This window comes from Chamaesiphon sp. GL140_3_metabinner_50 (assembly GCF_025361915.1).
GTDB lineage: Bacteria > Cyanobacteriota > Cyanobacteriia > Cyanobacteriales > Chamaesiphonaceae > Chamaesiphon.
The window spans coordinates 1-23090 of record NZ_JANYJC010000337.1 but is presented as its reverse complement, the minus strand read 5'-3'; the positions used below and the strand labels follow the sequence as shown (position 1 = coordinate 23090).

The 23090-nt window shown below is 45.4% G+C and carries 19 protein-coding genes and 1 pseudogene; 10 read left to right on the top strand and 10 right to left on the bottom strand.

What is annotated here, in order from left to right; translation table 11 throughout:
• Nucleotides 1–77 (bottom strand): annotated as a pseudogene (locus Q0R35_RS19605) (DNA-binding response regulator); the annotation flags it as partial.
• A gap of 325 nt (nucleotides 78–402) precedes the next feature.
• On the opposite strand from Q0R35_RS19605, the gene radA reads away from it, so the two are divergent.
• From radA to Q0R35_RS16675, 3 genes are all read left to right on the top strand, one after another.
• A complete protein-coding gene (gene radA, locus Q0R35_RS16685) occupies nucleotides 403–1887 on the top strand; it encodes a DNA repair protein RadA (protein ID WP_295620964.1) in 1485 nt (494 codons plus the stop codon).
• A gap of 80 nt (nucleotides 1888–1967) precedes the next feature.
• Nucleotides 1968–2573 carry a HupE/UreJ family protein gene (locus Q0R35_RS16680; protein ID WP_295620961.1) on the top strand — a complete coding sequence of 202 codons (606 nt, stop codon included), beginning with the start codon at nucleotides 1968–1970 and terminating at the stop codon, nucleotides 2571–2573.
• A gap of 353 nt (nucleotides 2574–2926) precedes the next feature.
• Nucleotides 2927–3643 carry a rhomboid family intramembrane serine protease gene (locus tag Q0R35_RS16675; RefSeq protein ID WP_295620958.1) on the top strand — a complete coding sequence of 239 codons (717 nt, stop codon included), beginning with the start codon at nucleotides 2927–2929 and terminating at the stop codon, nucleotides 3641–3643.
• Nucleotides 3644–3718: 75 nt separating this feature from the next.
• Here Q0R35_RS16675 and Q0R35_RS16670 read toward each other — a convergent pair whose 3' ends face one another.
• The 3 genes from Q0R35_RS16670 to bchD form a co-directional block, all read right to left on the bottom strand.
• Complete coding sequence (locus tag Q0R35_RS16670; protein WP_295620955.1) at nucleotides 3719–4162, bottom strand: PD-(D/E)XK nuclease superfamily protein; 444 nt, start codon at nucleotides 4160–4162, stop codon at nucleotides 3719–3721.
• Nucleotides 4163–4165: 3 nt separating this feature from the next.
• Nucleotides 4166–4963 carry a Dam family site-specific DNA-(adenine-N6)-methyltransferase gene (locus tag Q0R35_RS16665; protein ID WP_295620952.1) on the bottom strand — a complete coding sequence of 266 codons (798 nt, stop codon included), beginning with the start codon at nucleotides 4961–4963 and terminating at the stop codon, nucleotides 4166–4168.
• Between the two features lie 254 nt (nucleotides 4964–5217).
• A complete protein-coding gene (bchD, locus tag Q0R35_RS16660) occupies nucleotides 5218–7263 on the bottom strand; it encodes a magnesium chelatase ATPase subunit D (RefSeq protein ID WP_295620949.1) in 2046 nt (681 codons plus the stop codon).
• A 798-nt stretch (nucleotides 7264–8061) separates the two neighbouring features.
• Here bchD and Q0R35_RS16655 point away from each other — a divergent pair.
• The 4 genes from Q0R35_RS16655 (at nucleotide 8062) to Q0R35_RS16640 (ending at nucleotide 11852) form a co-directional block, all read left to right on the top strand.
• Nucleotides 8062–9177, top strand: a complete 1116-nt coding sequence (locus Q0R35_RS16655) for a hypothetical protein (RefSeq protein WP_295620945.1) — start codon at nucleotides 8062–8064, stop codon at nucleotides 9175–9177.
• Between the two features lie 80 nt (nucleotides 9178–9257).
• Nucleotides 9258–9806: a hypothetical protein gene (locus Q0R35_RS16650; protein WP_295620942.1), complete on the top strand. Its 549-nt coding sequence runs from the start codon at nucleotides 9258–9260 to the stop codon at nucleotides 9804–9806.
• A gap of 153 nt (nucleotides 9807–9959) precedes the next feature.
• Complete coding sequence (locus tag Q0R35_RS16645; protein WP_295620939.1) at nucleotides 9960–10598, top strand: hypothetical protein; 639 nt, start codon at nucleotides 9960–9962, stop codon at nucleotides 10596–10598.
• A 144-nt stretch (nucleotides 10599–10742) separates the two neighbouring features.
• Entirely contained in the window at nucleotides 10743–11852 is a 1110-nt protein-coding gene (locus Q0R35_RS16640; RefSeq protein WP_295620935.1) for an HhoA/HhoB/HtrA family serine endopeptidase, read from the top strand.
• A 163-nt stretch (nucleotides 11853–12015) separates the two neighbouring features.
• Here Q0R35_RS16640 and Q0R35_RS16635 read toward each other — a convergent pair whose 3' ends face one another.
• Complete coding sequence (locus tag Q0R35_RS16635) at nucleotides 12016–13029, bottom strand: stage II sporulation protein M (RefSeq protein ID WP_295620932.1); 1014 nt, start codon at nucleotides 13027–13029, stop codon at nucleotides 12016–12018.
• Nucleotides 13030–13216: 187 nt separating this feature from the next.
• Nucleotides 13217–14380: a ferrochelatase gene (gene hemH, locus Q0R35_RS16630; RefSeq protein ID WP_295620929.1), complete on the bottom strand. Its 1164-nt coding sequence runs from the start codon at nucleotides 14378–14380 to the stop codon at nucleotides 13217–13219.
• Nucleotides 14381–14618: 238 nt separating this feature from the next.
• On the opposite strand from hemH, the gene Q0R35_RS16625 reads away from it, so the two are divergent.
• Nucleotides 14619–15212: a tetratricopeptide repeat protein gene (locus Q0R35_RS16625; protein ID WP_295620926.1), complete on the top strand. Its 594-nt coding sequence runs from the start codon at nucleotides 14619–14621 to the stop codon at nucleotides 15210–15212.
• Between the two features lie 17 nt (nucleotides 15213–15229).
• Here Q0R35_RS16625 and Q0R35_RS16620 read toward each other — a convergent pair whose 3' ends face one another.
• From Q0R35_RS16620 to nusB, 3 genes are all read right to left on the bottom strand, one after another.
• Nucleotides 15230–16687, bottom strand: coding sequence for a PP2C family protein-serine/threonine phosphatase (locus Q0R35_RS16620; RefSeq protein WP_366944929.1), 1458 nt, complete (start codon nucleotides 16685–16687; stop codon nucleotides 15230–15232).
• A gap of 12 nt (nucleotides 16688–16699) precedes the next feature.
• Nucleotides 16700–18148, bottom strand: a complete 1449-nt coding sequence (gene ftsY, locus Q0R35_RS16615; RefSeq protein WP_295620920.1) for a signal recognition particle-docking protein FtsY — start codon at nucleotides 18146–18148, stop codon at nucleotides 16700–16702.
• A gap of 139 nt (nucleotides 18149–18287) precedes the next feature.
• The gene (gene nusB, locus Q0R35_RS16610; RefSeq protein WP_295620917.1) at nucleotides 18288–18929 is read right to left on the bottom strand and encodes a transcription antitermination factor NusB; all 642 of its coding nucleotides are present in this window, start codon (nucleotides 18927–18929) and stop codon (nucleotides 18288–18290) included.
• 181 nt (nucleotides 18930–19110) lie between these two features.
• On the opposite strand from nusB, the gene Q0R35_RS16605 reads away from it, so the two are divergent.
• On the top strand, nucleotides 19111–19884 hold the full coding sequence (locus Q0R35_RS16605; protein ID WP_295620915.1) for a DUF3153 domain-containing protein: 774 nt from the start codon (nucleotides 19111–19113) through the stop codon (nucleotides 19882–19884).
• Between the two features lie 38 nt (nucleotides 19885–19922).
• Nucleotides 19923–21353, top strand: coding sequence for a phospholipid carrier-dependent glycosyltransferase (locus tag Q0R35_RS16600; RefSeq protein WP_295620912.1), 1431 nt, complete (start codon nucleotides 19923–19925; stop codon nucleotides 21351–21353).
• A gap of 148 nt (nucleotides 21354–21501) precedes the next feature.
• On the opposite strand, the gene Q0R35_RS16595 is transcribed toward Q0R35_RS16600, so the two are convergent.
• The gene (locus Q0R35_RS16595) at nucleotides 21502–22809 is read right to left on the bottom strand and encodes a (Fe-S)-binding protein (protein ID WP_295620909.1); all 1308 of its coding nucleotides are present in this window, start codon (nucleotides 22807–22809) and stop codon (nucleotides 21502–21504) included.
• Nucleotides 22810–23090 lie beyond the last annotated feature (281 nt).

The following is a 23090-nucleotide window of genomic DNA, read 5'->3' as shown; positions in this document are numbered from 1 at the left end:
GTTTCCAAAATGCGACGGATGCTAGCCTCATCATCAACGACTAGAATAGTTTCCTTATGATTTTCCAAGCTTATCAAAGCTCCTATCGTATAGTGGTAATTTTTTTAACGTTAACTTTTAACATCCTAAGATTAAGATTATCATTAATTTCAACTAAATTGGTGCAGTCAAACCCCTTCAGAAATCAGAATTGCGTCATTCGCCGCTTCAAAACCCTTAACATTTTTTAATGAGAATTGCCCGATATCTAAAGATTGCTTAATGGTCGCCCGATCCGACTAGGATTTGGAGTGGGGTGTAATTCCCTATTCCCTATCCCCTATCCCCTGTCTTGAAAAGGTGCTCTACTTGGGGAAACCCCAAGAATGCACTTTTCGCTACCCCCTATTCCCTAATTTAAAGATGGCAAAACAGCCGCGTACGACATACGTTTGTAATGAATGCGGATCGACATCCCCGCAGTGGTATGGAAAATGCCCGATCTGTAATACTTATGGTTCGCTGATCGAACAAGCACCTGCATCGGCGACGAGGGGACTTGGTGCCAAAAGTGCTAACGGTCGATCGAATGAGGCTCCGCATCCTTTGGCGGCACTAACTTTCCCCCAAATTGTCGATGGGGAAGAAGAGCGTTGGGCTTCCGGTTTTGGCGAACTAGATCGAGTTTTGGGCGGTGGCATCGTACCAGGTTCGCTAGTATTAATCGGTGGCGATCCGGGGATTGGTAAATCTACTCTATTGCTCCAAACTGCCAATTTGATGTCTAAGCATTATCGAGTCTTATATGTCTGTGGGGAAGAATCGGGGAAACAAGTCAAACTTAGAGCTTCACGCTTGGGAGTAGAAGGAACCAAGGGCGAAGTAGAGGGCGAAGAAAGTGCGGCAACTGAGGGCGCAAAACCATTAACAATCGCCGATGGCGCAAATTTATACGTCCAAGCAGAGACAGATTTAGAGGAAATTCTCAGAGAGTTAGAATCATTAAGACCTCATGTTGCCGTGATCGATAGTATCCAAACGGTGTACTTTCCCGCGCTGACATCGGCAGCCGGATCGGTGGCACAGGTGCGAGAATGTACGGCGGCGTTAATGAAAGTTGCCAAACGGGAAGATATTACCCTCCTGATTGTCGGACATGTGACTAAAGAAGGCGCGATCGCGGGGCCGAAAGTTTTAGAACATTTGGTCGATACCGTACTTTATTTTGAAGGCGACAGGTTTGCCTCCCATCGTCTGCTGAGATCGACCAAAAATCGCTTTGGAGCCACCCACGAGGTGGGAGTGTTTGAAATGGTCGATCGGGGGTTGAGAGAGGTTGACAACCCGTCTGAGCTGTTTCTGGGCGATCGTCAGGGAATGGCTCCAGGCTCCTCCATTGTCGTCGCTTGTGAGGGCACTAGACCGATTGTCGTCGAGTTGCAAGCGTTGGTAAGTCCGACGAGTTATCCATCGCCTAGGCGGGCGGGTACGGGCATCGATCAGAACCGTCTGACGCAAATTCTCGCAGTATTAGAAAAACGAGTCGGGATTCCGCTCTCGAAGTTAGATGCTTATGTTGCTTCGGCGGGGGGGTTAAATGTCTCGGAACCTGCTGTAGATCTGGGGATTGCGATCGCGATCGTCGCCAGTTTTCGCGATCGAGTCATCGCTCCCTTTACAATTTTAATCGGTGAAGTTGGCTTGGGCGGACAGGTACGCCAAGTATCGCAGTTAGAATTACGGCTGAAAGAGGCAGCTAAATTAGGCTTTAAACGGGCAATTGTCCCCAAAGGACATCAGATTTTCCCTGATGTGGGGATGGAAATTATTCAAGTGGCGCGGGTAATTGATGCGATCGTCGCCGCACTCCCCGCCGAGACTGAGGTTGAAAATATCGAGGAGGACTAATGTTTTGTAACGTAACAGACATCCAGCATCTAGCCATCTTGGTGTTAAATTAATTGATAATTTAGGAATCTTCAAGCAAGATGAAAAAAAATCAATTTTGGCAGTATTTAGCTGGTGCGATCTCGATCTCGCTCTGGATTCCCAAGATAGCTAGTGCCCATACCGGAGTTGGCGATGTAACTGGATTTTGGCACGGACTAGAACACCCCATCGGCGGTTTAGACCATATCTTGGCGATGCTGGCCGTTGGTTTGTGGGCGGCTCAGATGGGCGGGAAGGCACTCTGGCTGGTTCCGGGTGCATTTATCACCGCCATGATTGGTAGCAGCGTTATGGGGCATTTTGGGCTACCACTACCTGGTGTGGAGCAGGGGATTGTCGCTTCCGATTTTATCCTGGGGATGTTGCTATTATTTGCTGTTAGGCTCCCACTAGCTCTGAGCGCGGGAATTGTTGGGATACTTGCAATTTTTCACGGTTACGCACATGGAGCCGAAATGCCCGAAACCGCATCAGGGTTAGCCTATGGGTTTGGTTTTATTATTTCGACTACCTTATTACATGTCGCCGGAATTGGGATCGGATTGGGAATAGATCGTTACCAGCCCAAACTTCAACAACTGCTATTTCGGATTGGTGGCGGTGCGACAGTAGTCGGCGCAATTTATGTTTTAGTCGCTCGTTAACCATCGCGCCCGGAGTGGGTTGGGGGTAAAAAAAGAGGCTGGAATTTAGTAGCGTGGTGGTAGTTTTGCCAACAGCCCCATCGTCAATGGATAGATGACATCGATGTTAAATTATTGGTAGTTTTCGATCGAGATGTTACCATGCCAGAAATTGCCCGATCGGACTCAATACTTCTCGTTTAAGAACTGCTAGCGACTGAAGTCGCCGCTAATGATGCAAAGTCAGCCTGCGCGGACTAATTAGTTTTTAGATTAACCGAGAAGTATTGCGATCGGACTGGCTTGAGATTTTATCAACTATATTCTTGAGATCGATCGAGCAATATTTTTTATCCCCTATCCCCTGACTTGATATGTTTCCAATTGATGATGACAATCCCACTAGAATTACGCCGTTTGTCACCTATTCGCTAATTGCAATTAACGTTCTAGTCTTTATCTACGAATTAAGCTTCGCCGAGAATGGTTTAACCAACTTTTTTTATCAATGGGCGATCGTCCCCCAGCAGCTTACAGCCGCGTTTGCCGGGACTCCTTATCCACTTTTACGCGGCGGCGAACCACCAGAAGTATTAACTCTCATTACATCTCAATTTCTCCACGGTGGCTTTGCACACATCGCTGGTAATATGTTGTTTTTATGGATCTTTGGTAATAATGTCGAAGACCAATTAGGACATTTAAAGTTCTTATTCTTTTATCTAACTTGCGGCGTACTTGCTGGTTTAGCACAGTGGTTTTTCAGTCAAGGTTCGCAGATACCCTCACTCGGTGCTAGTGGTGCGATCGCAGGTGTAATGGGAGCTTATATCATTCGCTTTCCCAATGTCAGTGTCAAAACGGTAATTCCGATCGGAATTTTTCCGTTCTTCACGAGAATTCCGGCTTATTTTTATCTAGGAATTTGGTTTTTTCAACAAGCATTATATAGTTTTGCCACCCTCGCACCGCGTACTAATGTCGGTATGGAAAATGGTGGTGTTGCCTATTGGGCACATGCAGGCGGCTTCGTGTTTGGTGCGATTCTCGGCCCGATTTTAGGGTTATTTTCTCAGCGATCGGAAGCATGATTTCGCTATAAAAATTAGATGGTGGGCATTGCCCACCCTACATCTTCGATGTTCGTGAATCCCCATTCTACATCACTACAAAATTTTACGATTAATTAAAGTAAGGAAACGTTCTGGGTTAACAACCTTAACTAATTCAGTCCCATTTATATATTTATTAAGATCTCCATTCAAATAAGCTTCTTTTAATTTTGGAGTCCAACCTTCTCCTCCTATAATTAGATAAGCATAGGGAAATTTACCATTACTATTTTTAATGGCATCAATTAACTTAATTATTTCAAAAGGAACCTTCTGCTCGGCTGTACCTGCTGTTTCTTGCCATTTCTTCGATAAAATTAACCAACGTAGATCTGGTGTTTCTATCACTCGATCTGGTAGATGCTTTCCACCGCTAATAGTTGGCACCAAGAATGGTACATACTCGTCCTTAGTCAAGATTCGATAGCCTTGTACTGGCAATACCGTATCGAAAAGCTGCTCGAATATTTTTCCTGTATTGACACCAATTTTAGACATCGGTTAAAAACCCTTACACGCTATAACTTCTTTAGCTGGGCGACGATCGCCATTACAAGAGATGCGTCTGGGTGCATCTACTATATCGATCGTAAACCCAAAATTTTGGTAAAGATCGATAATTCGATCGGTTGCTTGATTCGACAAGACAATTTTACCCGGATGTTTTGCCAGCCATTGAGTCAGCCGGATTTGATCTTCCCATTTAAAGTCGTCTTGACTGTATTTAGTAAATTGCACATCGTATGGTGGATCTGCGTAAATAAAATCGTCTGGTTCTAATTTTAGACGTTCAAAATCACCAACCGTAATTTCCCAGGCTTGCAATATGGCTTGATAATCGCTAAAGTCGATCGCGTAGTTAATCGTTTTATAGCTGCCGAAAGGAACGTTAAATTCTCCACTATTATTAAAGCGGCACAGTCCATTAAATCCGGTACGATTTAGATAGTAGAAAATTTGGGCAGCTTCGCTCGTGTCAAATTTTCTGGTTTGAGTGAGTTGATTGAATCGCGATCGCATTTCATAGTAAAAGTCGCGATTGTTTTTCATCTCGATATTTACTAGTAATCCTTGCTGTAGATGATGATAAAGATTGGCTAGATGGATATTGGCATCATTGAGTAGCGCGCGATTCGGTCTTAAACCTAAGGCTACTGATAAACTCCCCATAAAAGGTTCTACCAGACGACAACGATCGTTTGGCTGCCATAGTTCTAGCAATTTAGGTATCAGCCATCTTTTTCCTCCAGCCCACTTTAGCAGCGGCTTGAGCGAGGTTTCTTGAGGGGAAGATGGCATAAATTTAGAATAAATATTTAAGATAACATCAACTTTTTCTGGCATTAAGACAGAAATTTTTTTTATTCATTGAGTGCTTATAGGTTGTTTTAATACTGCTGAAATTAGCTTTCAATTTTTGCTGTAGGCATAGAGTTAGACCGATACAATAATCTAGCTCGGCGTTGCTCCCTTAAACCTTTATCTAGAATGGCGATGATTTCATCTAGCTCTAAAGTCAATGAAGAATGTCCACATTACAAAATACAACTAATTTACCGCATATCGCCGATCGCACTCATGGCTGTAGCGGCGATCGCTTGTTCGGTAGCTTTGGGGAGATGATGGTATTTACCATTAGCTTGCTTGGCTAATTCTTTGGCAAAACCTGTCGAAATAAATTTATTTTCGGTATCGATTACTAATAATTTAATCCCAATTGCCCGAATTCGCGAGGCAATATCTAGTAATTCTTGTTTGATATCTGGCTTATTATCGGGATCGATCGTGTCGCCTAAAGAACGTGCTAACGGGACATTTCCGCGTCCGTCGGTAATGGCGACAATTACCACTTGTCCGATATCGCCGGAACTTTGAGCGTTGACACCCACCCGTACGGCTTGAGTCAAACCATGAGCTAATGGGGAACCACCACCACAAGCGAGGCGTTCGAGGCGGCGTTTTGCCATCGCGATCGATCTTGTCGGTGGTAGTAGTACTTCGGCTTGTTCGCCTCGGAAGGGAATTAACGCTACTTGATCGCGATTTTGATAAGCTTCAGTGAGCAGGCGCATGACCGCACCCTTAGCCGACTGCATCCGGTTCAGAGCCATCGAACCCGATGCATCTACGACAAATATTACCAGCGCACCCGATCGACGAGCTAATTTTTTACCGCGAATATCGCCCTGCTCGACGATGACTTTGCGATCGGGCTGACGCAGGCGGCGTGATTTTTGGTAGGGTGCTGCGGCTCTGAGTGTCGCATCTACGGCAATTCTGCGGACTTTGCCTTTGGGTAAAATGGGTTTAACGTACCTCCCTCTGTCTTCAGAAAATACCATGCTCCGGCTGCCAGATTTGCCCTGTTTTTGTTGGGCGGTTTGGGCAAAAGCCAGGATGGTATCGTCGAGAATTACGCCTTCGATATCAAAGACAAATTCTTCAGGAATATTCGGTGGTTCTTCGGGTTGGTCTTCATTTTCCGGCTCGTCATCCTCATTCTCTTCCTCTTCCTCCTGCTCGTCTTGCTCTTGCTCGGATTGTTGAGGTTGTTGCGGTGGTGGTGGCGGTGGCGGTGGGGTATTTTCGTCTGGAGGGGTTTGAATTACCGTGGCGCGGGGAACGATGACGAGTTCTACCGCTCGGCGCAAGTCGTCAGCATTAACATTAGTGCGTCCTTCCAGAGCCGCCGCTGCTTTGGCAACGCGCACGGCAAATAATTCGGCGCGATGTCCCATTACGCCGCCGCGCAGAGCTTCGGTAACTAGGTACAAAATCTGTTCGGTAGTAATCTGAACATCTTTGAGCCATTCCCGCGCCAGTAGAATCTGCGTTCTGAGATTATCGACTTCTTCGGTATATTGAGCGAGAAAAGTTTGTGGCGAAGCTGCATAAGATATTGCTTGTCCGACAGCTTCGACCCGTTGGTCGATTTCTAGCGCGCCATCAGCCGAAAGTGAAATGGCAATCCGATCGAGCAAATGTTCTCTCAACGAGCCTTCTTCGGGATTGTAGGTGGCAATCAGCAGCGGTTTGCAGGGATGTTGAAAGCTAATGCCTTCGCGCTCGATCTGGTTGCGTCCATCGGTCAGGACACTCAGTAACAGATTAGAAATTTGGTCGTCGAGGAGATTGATTTCGTCGATGTATAATACGCCGCGATGCGCTTGTGCGAGTAATCCGGGCTGAAATACTGAAGCTCCTTCCTGTACCGATTTATCCAAATCGACCGAACCCAACAGCCGATCTTCAGTTACACCTAAGGGAATTTGGACGAATGGAGCCGGAATTATGGCAGTGGGTATTTCTAAATCGGGATCTGCCGCTCGTACCTCTAATAATTTATCATCCCACTCACTCGGAGCATTCGGGTCGCAATTACTCACCCCACCCACCGTAATTTCGATGGGTGGTAATAGTGAATGAATCGCTCGTGCCATCACCGATTTAGCCGTACCGCGACCGCCTGCGATCGCAACTCCACCCAAATTTGGATCGACAGCCGCTAACAGCAGTGCTGATTTAATTGCTTCTTGTCCCACCACTGCACTCAGGGGGAAGGCACTAATATTATTTGAGGCGGCGATCGCTGTGGGCATTCTGTAGTAAATTATTCACTAATGTAGCTTTTGCTGTGGAGAAAATTGGCTCCTCGATCTAATTATCTCACATTCCCCACCAGCAACTGAATCGCTGAGATTGTCAGTTTCGATCTGCTTCAAGATTGCGGCTCAGATCTGTTCTGACTCAAACGTTAATTTTGGCGATTGAGTGGGAACAATTAAATTAACAAGTCTATTCTTAATAAACTTGTCAGATCGCGATCTGGTCGATCGTTGACCCTATCCTCCACTGGAGATATTTAAGGCAATCCGATCGGTAGATTTTAAAGAAATCCGCCAATCTGCGATCGATAGTAATCTAGTTTTAGTAAAAATTTAAAATAATGTATTATAAGTGTTTTTGCTGAAGTAGCCAACTATCTTCATCATTAATAAATACTCAACTCATTTAGACTGATCGAGCGAGTAGACCGATAGCTCTAGAGACTCGCAACCGCTAGCTTCTAGGCTAATTATCTTATCGAGATAGCTACCCAGATATTGCTAGGTTTCGATCGATTAATTTACACCGATCGAGATCGCAGGTCTTGAGATCGACAGTATCCTTGTCAAGTACAAACATCAAAAGTATACTCATAATATATCTCAGCAGAGCAATATGGCGTATGATGTTCGGCATGGTCATGTTAGTATCTAGTAAAATACGGAAGACATCTTAAAGTTGAATTTATTTCAGCATTTTAGCTGTCATTTCTACTAGACATGCTGCTATCTCAAAGTTAGCCACACAAAATTTACGCATCAAATCGTTAAAAATTCGGAAAAAATTCAATCATGAAGAAATTACTGTGGTATGTTAGCTGCTGCCTGATGCCCATGTTCGGTGCGTCAGCTACTCATGCTAGCCCTGAAGTCAGATCTAGTGCCCATACCGCAACTGGTAATGCTGCTAGTTTGGGTAAACTTTCCAGTACCGATCGCCAGCAGACTTTTACAGCTACACCAATGGTCGCCAGCGACATTCTGGCTCAAGTCCCACCACCACCGCCAACACCGACAGAAGTACCGAGCGCACCGCCAACGCCAAGCACCCCGGTTACCCCGGTTACCCCGGCGACCCCGGCTACTCCGGCTACTCCGGCTACTCCCACCACTCCAGGTAATTCGGAAACCCAGGATATTAAGAGAGAGCTAGATACCATCAAAAACCAGAATCAGCCTGGTGGCGATAAATTTAATAGCTACCAACCTAAGAGTTCTCCAGCCTTTTCAATTTTTAATCCGGTTGGGTTTGGTGCTGATAAAAATCTGGTCTTTGTATCTGTTAGTTATCAAAATCGGACTAGATTTGGTAATGTATCCGACGGTGAAGCGGGAATTGGGATCGGTTTAGGTGATGCAGTTAACTCGGTGGGTGCGGAACTAACCTACAGCTTGAATAGTTTTGGTTCTAGTGCTGGATTCGGGAGCGGTGGTTTTAGTGCCAAACTCCACAAACGGATCGGTGAAGATACGGCGGTCGCGATCGGTTGGAACCAATTTGCTAAAATTCAGTTTGGTGGCGGTAGAAACGGCAATGGCCCTTCTGACTATCCCAACAACTCTTATTATGCTGTCGGTACCAAAATCTTACGCACGCGCGAAGATATTAACGATCCGTTCAGCCGCTTGGCACTAACAGCCGGAGTTGGTAGCGGTGTCTTCTTACCATTCGATCGCTTTGGCGGACTAGATCGCAGCGGACTTAATGTATTTGGTTCGGTTGGCGTTCGCGTTGCCAGACCCGTTAGCGCGGTAGTCGAGTGGACGGGACAAGATCTTGCCGCAGGCGTATCGGTCGCCCCATTTGAGAATTTCCCCCTCGTGATCACCCCCGCAATCCGCGACATTACGGGTGCTGGCGATGGAGCTAGATTTGTTTTAGGTGCAAGTCTATCTTTTAACTTCTAAAGCCGCTAAACTTTTGCCAGGGAATTATCTGCATCTGCTTCAATTATCGATTATCAATCATCACAACAGGTTAAATGTCCATGCTAAAAATATCTAAATATCACCGCGCGATCGTCGGTTGTAGCGCGATCGCGACCCTAGCCTGTACCGTACTAGTACCTTCAGCTAGTTTCGCTCAAACTAACCCGCCGACTAATGCCAGTAATGCTACTGGTGTTAACACCACCAACGCTCCTACCGGGGGTATTGGCGGTTCCATCGGCCCCAATCCTGTCGTCATCAGCCGCATTTCTACGCTTGTCTCCAACATCGATCTGGCTCAATCTGATTTCGATACAGCAGTAGCGAACTTAGCTAAAGCCGAAACAGCACAGCCAGTTGCGGCAAATGATACTACCGTCCGCTTTACAGTAGACAAATCAGTGGGCAACCTCGCCGATTGTGGCTGTCCTAATGCCGATACCATTGGCAAGGCTCCTGCTCCTACCCCAGAATTAATCGCTGCTAAAACTGCTGAAGCCGATGCCGCAGCCAAACTTGCTGCTGCCAGAGCCGAAGCGAAACAATTTATTGAATCTGTCAAAAACGGTAGTGTATCGACTTCGACAACTAGCAGCCAACTTTGGTAAAAAGCTGCTCCAAATATAGGTCGCATCGCTCTAAATTCCCAAATCGGGGCTAGCATCGTAGCAAAGAGCGATCTTGAAAATTCGCTCTGTGCTTGCCAATTGCTTTAAAAAACTTTGACTCAATTGACTATTACCAAGTCAGGCTTGACAATAATGACTCAACTATCTAAATTCCGTCAACTGCTCATCGGTTGTAGCGCGATTGCTACAGCCACACTTAGCAGCTTTACACAAATCGCCACTGCTGCCGAGCAGTTTAATAATCAAACGATCCAATTCGAGCGCAATACCATTATCGAATTTCAATTCTTGAAATCTAATAATGCCGCTCAATCGACATTTGGCGTAATTAATCTGGCGACTGGCGAGAAAACACCCCTAATTAGTGAAGCTCGCGCTCAAGATAGACCTGGCAAAAACTACGCAGGTACCTCTGGTAAAGCAGTCAGAAAACCTTTCGCTGAATTTACCTTTAAATCTGGTACTCCCTATAGCCTTTATCTAGAGTCAACTCAAAAAGGTAAAGGTACCACCACTGTTTACTCCGTACCCGAAAAAAATGGCGGCGCGCAGTTAGCTAAATTCGATAACGATGCGACTGCTTTGGGGACCCAAGGTGTAAGAATCGGTTGGAATGATGGCATCTCCAGCAAAACTGGTGACTTCGGTCAATTCCTAGTCATTGCTGGTGGCGGTGTTGGCTGTCCTTGTAAGCCTAGCCCCAGCCTCACAACTCCATTACCTCCAGAAACCCCCCCCACTCGTAATCGCGCACCTAGCGGTCGCGGTTAATCCATTTGGTTAGGTAACATCAAAGCGGAGATGAAACAATGTTTCATCCCCGCTTTTTGTCTAAAGTGCTGTAAATAGCTAACATTAATCGTAAAAATTGCCACAATTAAAGAATAAGAGTTATTACCAATCGTCGAGTGCAACATGAAACTGTCCAAAATAGGTTGGGCGATCGTCACGATCGCGATAATTATTGCTACCTACTTGCCGCTACCAGTATTAGCCGCAATCCCGCCCGCCGCTGCCATCATCGCCGAGAATAGTGGCGAGAGCTTTGTCAGCAAGGCTGTCGAGTTAGTCGGATCGGCAGTCGTGAGGATCGACACCGAGCGGACGATTACCCGCCGGATCGATCCATTTTTTGGCGATGAAGCCTTGACAGGATTGCCCCAACAGCAACTATTACGCGGTCAGGGTTCGGGTTTTATTATCGATCGAGATGGGATAATTTTAACCAACGCTCATGTAGTCGATCGGGCTGACAAAGTGACAGTAATCCTCAAAGATGGACGCAGCCTTGAAGGTAAAGTCCGAGGGGTCGATCCCGTCACCGATTTAGCCGTAATTAGAGTCAGTGGTGCTAAAAATTTACCGACGGTTAAGTTGGGCAACTCAGATTTAGTCAAAGTCGGCGATTGGGCGATCGCGGTCGGTAACCCGTTCGGACTAGATAATACTGTAACATTAGGTATCGTCAGCACCCTCAAACGTGCCAGTTCTACCGTCGGGATGACCGACAAACGCCTCGACTTTATCCAAACCGATGCAGCAATCAATCCGGGTAATTCAGGCGGCCCCCTGCTCAATGCTAAGGGAGAAGTAATTGGCATTAATACCGCCATCCGTGCCGACGCGACCGGGATTGGCTTTGCTATTCCGATCGATAAAGCCAAAACAATCGCCACTCAACTAGCGCGCGGCGAAAAAGTTTCGCACCCCTATTTGGGCGTACAAATGGTCACCCTCACGCCAGAAATTGCTGCTGAGAATAATAACGACCCTAATGCCCTCTTCCAAATTCCTTCTGTTAATGGGGTGCTGGTAATTAAAGTATTGCCAAATACCGCCGCATCTGTAGCCGGAATGCGCCGAGGCGATACGATTCTCGATGTTAATGGCACTGTAATTCACGATGCCAATCAGTTGCAAGATGTGATGGAAAATAGTCATGTCAGCGAACAAATTCAAGTCCGAATCTTACGCGATGGCAAGGATCGGATCGTTAAAGTCGTTCCGAAAGAACTAAATTCTTAATGAATTGACGTAGGAGGTTGAATGTGTTGGGTTTCATTCTTCAACCCAACCTACAGATCTTCTGGTTTTCTGAACCTAACCAGTAAACCCCACTCACAGAGCTAGAGACAGAAACCCGACTGTCTTGTCGGGTTTCTGTCTCTAGCTCTAAAAAGTCGAGTTTCTAAGCGTTCTTAATATAACTACTAGGTATTTCTTGAGATCGTTGGCAGAGCCGTTCCTCTGGAACATCGCGACGTAATGTATAGAGAATTAATAATATAAATAATCCCGTACCCGCCAAATATTTAAACGGGCTAGGAATAACTTCTTGAGGTGAAAAGAAACCCTCGATCGCACCTGCAATTAGCAACATGGGAAAAATCCCCATTACCAACTGTGCTGCTTGCCCACCATAGATTCGCAATGCATCCCGCCGTCGATATCTACCGGGAAATAATAGACCCCTCGCAATTAATAAACCCCCACCACCCGCAATAAAAATAGCAGGTAACTCTAACGCGCCGTGAGGAAAAACAAACGCCCAAAATGGATAAGCCAGACCGTTTTGACCCACTAATGTCGCGACAGCACCAATTAAGACCCCATTATAAAATAGGGCATAAATCGTCCAAAATCCGGCGAGAATACCACCACCGACCATCCGAAAAGCCACACTGAGATTATTAATCGCAATACTACTCGCGGCAAACGGCTCGGTACCCAAAATCGAACCCATCCAAAGCTGATGTCGATCGCGGACTTTTTCAATCATACTTTGAGGTACGACTAAAGACATAAAACTCGCATCTTGCCAAGCAAACCACCAGGCAATTAGGGCACCAATTAAGAATATTCCGAAGGCAACTGCGGTGTAGCCCCAAGTTTCGCGTAATACTTGCGGTAATTTCCACAGGTAAAAATCGATGGCACCGCGCAATTCTTGTCGCCTAGAACCGCGATAAATTTGACTGTAGCCACGAGTCGTTAATGCTTGGAGTTCTTGGACGATCGTTTGACCGATTTGGTTGGTATTAGCTCGTGCCAAATCTGCGGCTACCGATCGATACAAGCTGGCTAGCGTCGCAATTTCCTTGGCATTTAACGATTTAATCCCGCGCTGTTGAGCGCGTTGGAGTAATTTATCTAGGTCTTGCCATTTAGCTTGTCTTCTGGCGATCCAACGTTGAATATTCATCTTTATGAAGGGAATAGGGGATAGGGGATAGGGGATGCTTCGACTTCGCTCAGCACAAGTAGAGATTAGGGAATAGGGAATAATTAAATCCGATCGTTATCATCCACTATCCACGCATCTCCGTAATGAGCTGCTGTACTACTGCTATCGCTCAGTGCAAACTATTCACTATTCCCTATCCCCTAATCTAAAGTATCCCAAATAAATGTAATGGGCCGCGACCAGAGAATATTTCAACAATGACACCAATAAACCCTAACATTGCCAGCCGACCGTTCCAGATTTCAGCCGCAGTCGTCAGACCCATCTCCCATTTTTCTTGGGGATACATCTTAATTTTTTTCTTCATCTGGGTGACGGTATCGATGTCCAGGCTGGGGGCTGCGGCAGCCCGGAGGACTAGATCGACCAGTGTTTGGATGAAAACGGGGTTGGTATCCAACGCAGGTACCCTGTTGAAGGTATGAACGCCTGCTGCTTCGGCAATTTCTCGATATTCGATATCGATTTCTTCGAGGGTTTCGATATGCTCGGAGACAAAGCTAATCGGGACGACAACTAATTCATCGACTCCTTGAGCGGCTAGTGAGACGATCGCATCTTCGGTATAGGGCTGGAGCCATTCAACGGGGCCGACTTTGCTTTGATACGCTAGGGAATGTTCGTTTTTGCGCCCCAGTGTCTGCATAATCAGCTTGGTGCAGTCTTCAATCTCGGCTTGGTACGGATCGCCAGCCTCTTTGATGTAGCTTACGGGTACGCCATGCGCGCTGAAAAACACATGTGCGCGATCGGGATTCGGACATTTATCGATTTCGGTGGCAATCAACGCACTCATCGCGTTGAGGTAACCCGGCTCTTGATACCAATCGGCAATTACCGTGTATTGCGGCGGTTGGAGTTGGGGATTTTCTTTCCAAATTTTTTCGATCAGTCGAAAACTAGAACCGCTCGTACTGATGGAAAATTGAGGATACAACGGGAGAATTACTAATTGCTCGATTCCATCTTGTTTGATTTGAGCGAGTGCATTTTCGGTAAATGGGTGCCAGTAGCGCATCCCAATGTAAACTTTGGCATCTTCACCCTGCGATCGCAATTGAGTCTCTAATGCCCGTGCTTGATCTTCGGTAATCCGCCGCAGTGGCGAACCACCACCAATTTTCTGATAATTGGCTTGAGATTTCTTCGATCGTGATGTCGAAATAATCCAAGCTAGCGGCTTTTGCAGTGCCGCAATCGGAATCCGAATAATTTCTGGGTCGGAAAACAGGTTAAACAAGAACGGACGCACATCCGATAATTGCTCCGGCCCGCCCAAATTCAGCAGTAAAACCCCTAATCGACCCATGACGGTTGCGTTTTCCCAGTATGTTGCAAATTCTTCACTAATTTTAACAATTATATGGTTTTATCGGTAGATGTTTGCCAATGCCGATACATAAATTTAATTTTAGTCTACAAATGTTCTCAGTAATCGCTCGTCTCCCCGTCTCCCCGTCCCCCCGTCTCCCATCGCCCATCTCCTTTAAAGTTCGATCGAAAATTTGCTATAATGTTGAAACATGTGCCTTCAATATGTAAAGTCTATGAAGTCCATTCAAACGGCTATTTTACTCGTTGCCCTCACTGGTGCGGTTGAGTTATCCCAGGCAGAGAAAGTATTTGGCTACATACTTACACCAGAATTAACTCGATCGCAAATTAGTATAGTTCCAGCGACAGACAGTTTGCTCGATCGGGGATTACAAAAACAGGAACAGGAAGACTACGCTGGGGCGATCGAAGATTACACAGAATTTATCAAAGCTAACCCCAACCAGATCGAAGGATACAGCAATCGGGGATTTGCCAGAGCGATGCTCAACAAGCTGCCAGAAGCTCTCCAGGATTTCGATCGAGCCATCGCACTCGCGCCCAATAATGCCGATGTTTACAATGGACGAGGCAATGTCAACGCAATGGCGGGCAATCTCGGTGCGTCGATTCGCGATTTCAATCGATCGATCCGCTACGATCGCAATTTCGCTGATGCCTATTATAATCGAGCGATTAGCAGACACGGTTTGGGCGATCGACGCGGAGCCAAAGCCGATCTCGGTAGAGCCGCGAAATTATTTCAGCAACAACAAGATCTCGGCGGCTACCAGCAGGCACGAGAGTGGATCGATAAATTGAAGTAGGTGTTAGGTTTTAGGCTTTAGGCTTTAGGGTTTGGAACTCCGAACTCCGAACTCCGAACTCCCATCTCCGAACTCCCATCTCCGAACTCCAAACTCCCATCTCCCATCTCCGAACTCCTTACTTTCAAAACTACCATCGTCATATCATCCCCATTAGTACGATCGTTGCTGGTGAACTTATCGAGCGTAGCGACGATATAGTCTAGAGTAGCTTGAGAACTTAACTCTCGTTCGCAGGCATTCCGAAAAGTCTGAGTTAAATTTTCCTCATTAAACCGTTCGCCATTGCGATCGGCAGCATCTGTAAAACCATCGGTATAGTAGATAATGGTATCGCCCTGCTGGAGTCGAACATGAGCCTCCTCATATTGAGAATCGGCATCTAACCCAATCAACATTCCAGCAGTATCGAGCTGCAAAATTTTTGATGTTGCTGCTTGCCAGTATAGAGGTGGATTGTGGGCGGCGTTGCTATAGGTCAGAATTTGAGTAGTCGGATCGTATTCTGAATAAAAGAGTGTCACGAACCGACTAGAATTTTCTAGATCTGCAAACATGACGCGATTGAGGTTCTGAAGGATGCGTGCGGGTGAATGACCGTTAAGTACCTCCGCACGTAACATACCCCGCGTCATGGTCATAATCAGCCCTGCTGGGACACCTTTGCCCATGACATCGCCGATGGTGATACTCCATTTATTGGTATTGCTGACATTGCTAGATTTATTAGCGAGTCGATCGTAATTAGCGGGAATAAAATCATAATAATCGCCGCCAACGCGCTCGGCATTGAGATAACAGGCGGCGAGTTCTAAGCCAGGAATATCTGGAAATTGCTTGGGTAACAGACGTTCTTGAATTTCGGCACCAATTTCTAATTCGCGATCGAGTCGTTCTTTTTTACGTAATTCTACCGTTAATTCGTCATTATGGATCGCTACTGCTGTTTGATCGGCGACTAATTGCAACAGTTTTTTACGATCGTCAGTCCACTCATAATTCGAGTTGCGGGTAAATACGTACAATCGACCGCGTTCGCCACTTTCGAGTAGAATTGGCGTGCGGAAAATCTGAATAGGATAGTCGAGATCTAATTCGATTTTACTTTCTAATTTGTCCCAAATATCGGCATGAAAACCGCTCTCCTTAACGTCAGATCCATCGGCAAGAGTTTTTGAAATGGCTGTTTCAATCTGTTTGCGTAGCTCATTACAGTTGCCTTCCCCTTGGCAATGCAACTGATAAATTTGTAATTGACCAGTCTTTTTGAATAGAATTATCGCTCCACCTTCAGCATCGGTAACTCGTGTCACCATCAGCGGAATCAACTCTAAAAATTGATTGAGATTCTTAAAACTTCGCAATGCAAAACCCAAACCACTCAGGAGTTCGTGAGTTTTTTTTTGTTGGCGAGTCAGATTGACGATCGATTCTTCGAGAGCCGCTATCGATGCAAATTGTGGTTCGTAATTCATCATTTATAATTCTTAACCACTTAATAACGCCTCGACAAATTCGTAACTAGAAAATGGTCTTAAATCTTCAATACCTTCACCAGCACCGATAAACCGAATCGGTAAACCAAGCTGTTGGACTACTGCTAAAGCTACACCACCTTTAGCTGTTCCGTCTAGTTTGGTTAATACTACCCCACTTAACTTTGCGGCTTCGGCAAATACTTGTGCTTGACGTAGCCCATTTTGTCCTAATGTGGCATCGAGAACCAGTAAAGATTCTATCCGAGCGTTGTTGGCTTGCTTGTCTATAATCCGACGGATCTTACTCAACTCATCCATCAGATTTTTTTTGTTTTGCAATCTGCCAGCGGTATCGACTAATAGTAACTCAGTATTACGCGATCGGGCGGCACTGATGGCATCGTAAACTACGGCGGCGGGGTCGGTATTTTGTCCGGGGTTGGCAATTACTTCAATACCGCTACGTTGTCCCCACACTTTGACTTGTTCGACGGCGGCGGCGCGGAAGGTATCGCCAGCCGCAATTAGGCATTTATAACCCGAAGCCTGAGTCATGTGCGCGAGTTTACCAATAGTGGTAGTCTTACCCACTCCATTGACTCCGACAATCAGCCAAATATTTAGTTCGTTTTGGACGGGGAGAAATTCTTGGGTATAGTTGGCTTGATAAGGCTTGTCAAGTAAGTCGCGCAGAATTTGTTTGAGATAGGCGACGGCTTCTTCTGGGGGGAGCGATTCTTGGCGGAGTTTTGCTTGCAATGTCTCGATCACATAATCGGTAGCTTCGACACCAACATCGGCTTGGAGTAATAAAGTCTCGATCGATTCTACCGCATTGGCATTCAGGGGGCCTTGACCGATGAGAGCTTTAAATTGATTGACAAATCCGCGTCTAGTTTTATCTAAACCCTGACGTAATTTTTTGAGCCAGTTAATCTCGTCTAATGATACTTGCTCTGGAGTGCGTCCTTGGTCGGCGAGGACTTTAGCCGACCATAAGAAGTCGTCATCGAGGGCGATATCGGCGTTAGATGCCGCTGGTTCGACAGTTTCGATTGCTGTAGCCTTGAGCTGTTCTAATCGCTGCTGGCGGTTGTCTCGCGCCCAGATGGGGATGTTTTCCTCATCTTCATCAATAGCCAGAACGGGTGGCGTGTCAACTGTTGTGGCTGGTTCAGTTTCGGCGGCGATGTCTGCTACATTCGGCTGGCTTGGTTCGCTAGCTTCAGATACTGTTGCTACTACCGCCGCTGGGGGTGCTTCCTGTTGTTGGATATTCTGATAAGCCGCTTTTGCCCAAGCTAAATAGTCTGTCGCAATTTCTGTGTCGGCTGTGACTGGTTCCGCTGCCGCTGGTTCCTCTGGTACTGCCACAGCAGCTTCTTCTACCAGTTCGGGATCTGGTGCTGGCTCGGATTCAGAGTTATCGAATTTGCGACGGAACCAATTAAAAACCATAATCGATTAGTTAGCTGTTGTTAAGTTAGGAGGTGAGCAAGATCTGTAAATTAAACGATCGACAGCTTAGTTGTCAAAAAAGTTAAGATATTTAGTAGAAGACAAAATTGGACAGAATCTAGGTGTTCGATCGCACAATTTAGACACCCGATTTGAGTTGTTCGGTAACTCGACGCAGCACCCCATTAATTAACTTACGTCCTTGGTCGTCACTATACCGCTTTGCGAGTTCAATCGCTTCATTAATGGCGATCCGTTCTTCCAAACCAAGATAGGCGATTTCGGTAACTGCCAACCGGAGAATATCACGATCGATCTTTGGCAATCGACCTAGCTGCCAATCTACAATACTTTTACTCAAAAGTGTATCGATCCCCGCAGTTTCTTCGGTAGATTTGACTAATAGTTCGAGCGCGTAACTGCGAACGTCAGGACGGTTGAAATTATTGATGAGTTCGGGCATCTCTAAGGCTTGTCCGAGTCGGTCGATCGCTTTTTGAACTAATGCGATCGCTTCTGCGGTCATTACTCTAGCACTTTCCACGTCACTAGCTCTGGTTTGGCTGTTTAAAAGTCGGTCGGTACTGCGTTGTAATTCGGCGGTTGCGGCTTCTAGTGCTTCTTGGGTTTCTTCTCGCAGGGTAGAGATGGCATTGAGCATCATCTCTTCTAGAGTCAACTGCAATTGGCGGGGTTGTGATTGCGCTAACTTCTTTTGCGCCTTCGATAATTGAGGTAGGGCTAGCAGAGCCAACTCACGAGCGATAGTTTGAGCTTTCATAGACGCGATCGATTAGCAATTGCAAAGCCTCTGATTATACCACGACTATCCGCAAAAATTTGAGAATTGATTTTTATCCTGTCAGCGATACTACTTATCGATCGTCATTCGAGGATAAAGGCGAGTAATTCTGATAAGATCGTTGGCGCAGCTTCGCAAACATAAATCGCGATCGAGCAAGATGAATATGAAAATGCTAGCTGGTAGAGATATGAGCAGATTTACTAAGTGGTTGTCGAAACTAATTAATCGACAATTGGTAATTATATTTTTGACGATCGCGATCGGCTTATCTGGGTGTGTCAAGTACGATACTAGTATTAATTTTTCCAATCTTAGCGATGGCGAAATTGTCGAACATATTCAACTGGGCGAACAATTAAATACTTTCAGTCAAAATGCTGTCAAAACCTGGATCGCCAGTATCAGACAGCGGACGATGCAAGCACAAGGTCGATTAGAACGTTTGAGCGATCGTGAATATAAAGTCACAATTCCGTTTAATAACCCTCAAGAATTAGTTACTAAGATCGATCGCTACTTTAACCCAGGATCTCCGCAATCTGAAACTAAATCACAGATCCAGATCGAACGACGTAATCTGCTGCTAATAACTAGAAATCATCTCACTTACGATATCGATCTGAGATCGCTATCGATCGATGTCGCCGATCCTAAAGTCTCGATCGATGCTGCTAATGCTGTCAATCTAGATTTTAGCATTTCTAGCCCTTGGGGCGTAAAAAGTCTCGCCAGCCAAAATGCTACAACGATTGCCAGTAGTGATGCTCGGCAAATAACATGGCAACTCAAACCGGGTAAAATCAATCATATCGATGCTGTATTTTGGCTGCCCAATCTCTTGGCTTTAGGGGCGGTAGTTATCGTGTTAATTAGTGCGATCGGTTATTATATTAAATATCGTCAGTTACCCTGGCAACTAGCCTCAAAATAGGTTGTCATTTTGAGGATGTCATCTACTTATTTTCGCTTGTGAATTTAAACTTAGATACAGAAGATAATCAGAAGTTTGCTGCTTGGGGACTAATTGGTGTTTGTGCGATCGCCATCTTCTTGCGGTTTTGGGGATTAGAAAGATTTAACTCATTTGTATTCGACGAGGTTTATTATGCTAAGTTTGCCAACAATTACCTGACTAATACCAAATTTTTTAATTCACATCCGCCGCTGAGTCAATATTTAATTGCGATCGGAATTTGGATTGGCGATCGATTGCCGATCGGTCGAGATAATGTTAATGAATTAACTGGTTCGCTCCGTTCTACGTTTAGTTATCGGTGGATGAATGCGTTATTTGGGTCATTTATTCCGCCATTAGTTGCTGCTTTAGCTTATCAACTCAATCAGCGATTGAGTTATGCTTTTATCGCAGCTTTATTTATTAGTTTAGATGGATTATTTCTAATCGATTCTCGTTATGCTCTAAATAATATTTTCTTGATATTCTTTGGATTATTAGGACAGCTATTAGTATTAATAACCATTAGAGCTAATCCAGATCGTCGATTCTTATTACTACTCGGTGCGGGAGTTGCTTTTGGAGCATCAGCCGCCTGTAAATGGAATGGTTTGTGGTTTTTGCTCGGCATCTATATCTTAATATTCATTGCCAGAATTTGGAAAATAATTAAATCCGATCGGCAATTTTCGATACTTACTAATTCACTATTAGATCGACTTGCCGAGCTGCGACTGATTCAACTTCTTTTCAGCCTATTAATTTTACCAATCGTCGTTTATAGTTTATTATGGATTCCCCACCTAATTCAGAATCCTACGCCTAATTTTATCGATGTTCAACGGGCAATTCTCAATTACCATAAAGAGATAGGTAATGGTGCTAGCGTACATCCTTATTGCGCCAATTGGTATACTTGGCCGTTATTAATGCGCCCATTAGCTTATTATTTTACCGAGTACAAAAACGACTATTTTTATGATGTCCACGCAATGGGTAATCCACTGTTATGGTGGTTAGCTCTAGCGGCGGTTTTTGGTTCTATTTGGGTAGTTGTTAACCGCGTGCAATCGACAGTTAAGCTCTTAGATATCGATCGAGTTATTCTGGTACCGATCGAAGAAATAAATCTCAATTATATTAGCATTCCCTTATTTGTACTGGTTAACTATGCCGCAAATTTACTCCCGTGGGTGAGAGTAACTCGCTGCTTATATATTTATCATTATATGGGTGCCATTTTATTTGCTATTATGGGGTTAGCCTGGTTTGTCGATATTTGGCTGCGGAGTAATTCTAAATTATTACGAGCATTAGGCTTGACGACAATTTTTGGTGTCGCGGCTAGTTTTGTATTTTGGTTGCCCGTATTTCTGGGATTATCGATTGAAAGAACCGCGTTAAGTCTGCGACTCTGGGATTTTTGGATCTTTAATTGGATTTAGCGATTATTAATAACATTGACCTCGGCTTCGCTCAGTCAACGTTAGATTAGATAAGCGTAAGCATTGACTTCGGCTTCGCTCAGTCAACATTAGACAAGCGCAAACTTTAAAACTCAGCGTTAACTGAGCGAAGCCGAAGTTAACAACCCTACAGTTTAACCCCTCTAATCGATAGATCCAACAGTTCGATCGGGTGTAATATTTTAGTCTGATGTCCTTGGAGTTCTAGATGCTTGGCAATTTGGAGTGTACAGCCAGGATTTGCCGAGGCAATAATCGTCGCCCCCGTATTGACGAGATTTTTAACTTTTTGCGCTCCGAGTTCGTTAGCTGTCTCTGGCTGGAGCATATTATAAACGCCCGCACTCCCGCAACATAAAGCCGCATCTAAGGGTTCTGAGAGCGATACATTGGGGATTTGTTTGAGCAGTTGACGGGGTTGGATGCTAATTTTTTGCCCGTGCAATAAGTGACAAGCATCTTGATAAACGAGCGCGAGTGGTTCGTTAGAAATCGGCGATAGTGGCGTAGTTAATTTAATTTCTGCCAAAAATTCTTGAACGTCTTTAATTTTAGCGGAGAAATCGATCGCTTTTTGGAGATATTCAGGATCGTCTTGGAGCAATTCGCCGTACTCTTTTAAGGTATGTCCGCAGCCAGCCGCATTGATAATAATCGCATCGACATTCGCGTGCTCAAAATTATCGATCATCTGTCTGGCGAGAGTTTTGGCTTGCTCTTCTTCCCCTTGATGGTGTGGTAGCGCGGCGCAACAGCCTTGAGCTGGCGGAATCACAATTTCGCAACCATTAGCGGTTAATACCCTGACTGTAGCCTGATTGACGCGATCGAAAAATAACTTTTGCACGCAACCTAAAATCATCCCCACCCGATATCTTTGCGTACCTTGAGCGGGAACTAATGCTGGGAGCGTATCTTGAAATGTACTGAGCGATAATTCGGGTAAATTTGACTCCATCCCCGCCAAATGGGGCGATACTTTCTCGATAATTCCCGTCTGACGAACGAGTTTTTGCAAGCCGAGTTTCTGATAGATAAATAGTGGCATCAGCAACAACCGCAACCGATTGGGATATGGAAATAAGCCAAATATAAATTGTCGATACAACCGCTCTACCAATGGGCGAGGATGATTGCGGGCAATTTGCGATCGCATCGACGTAATGAGTTTATCGTACTGCACCCCTGACGGGCAGGTGGTGGTACAAGCCAAGCAACCGAGGCAACTATCGAAATGACTGACAACCGCAGGTGTGAGTTCGATTTTGCCCTCATTCAGGGCATCCATCATGTAGACTCTCCCCCGTGGCGAATCCATCTCTGTCCCTAATACGCGATAACTAGGGCAAGTCGAGAGGCAAAACCCACAATGCACGCAAGCATCAATGAGTTTCGGTTCTGGCGGATGTTGGGTGTCGAGTGTGGGGGATTGCATGGGGTGTGAGAGGAAATTCGATCGCATCCCGATCTTAGCAAGGAAATCGATCTAAATTGCTCGAACTTGTTATGGCGATCGCCCATAACAAGTTTGCCAATACGAACATTGAGACCGGATCTGATACTGGTTTTTAAAAACAAAACTGCTGCAACCCCGATTCTGTCGTCAACTATCGCCAAGATTGAAGCGATAAAATCGCGTAATGGTTTCAAACACCGTGCCTAAATTTGCGCGACAATTTTGTAAATAGCCTTCGTAATTGCGGTGAGTTCTGCGGG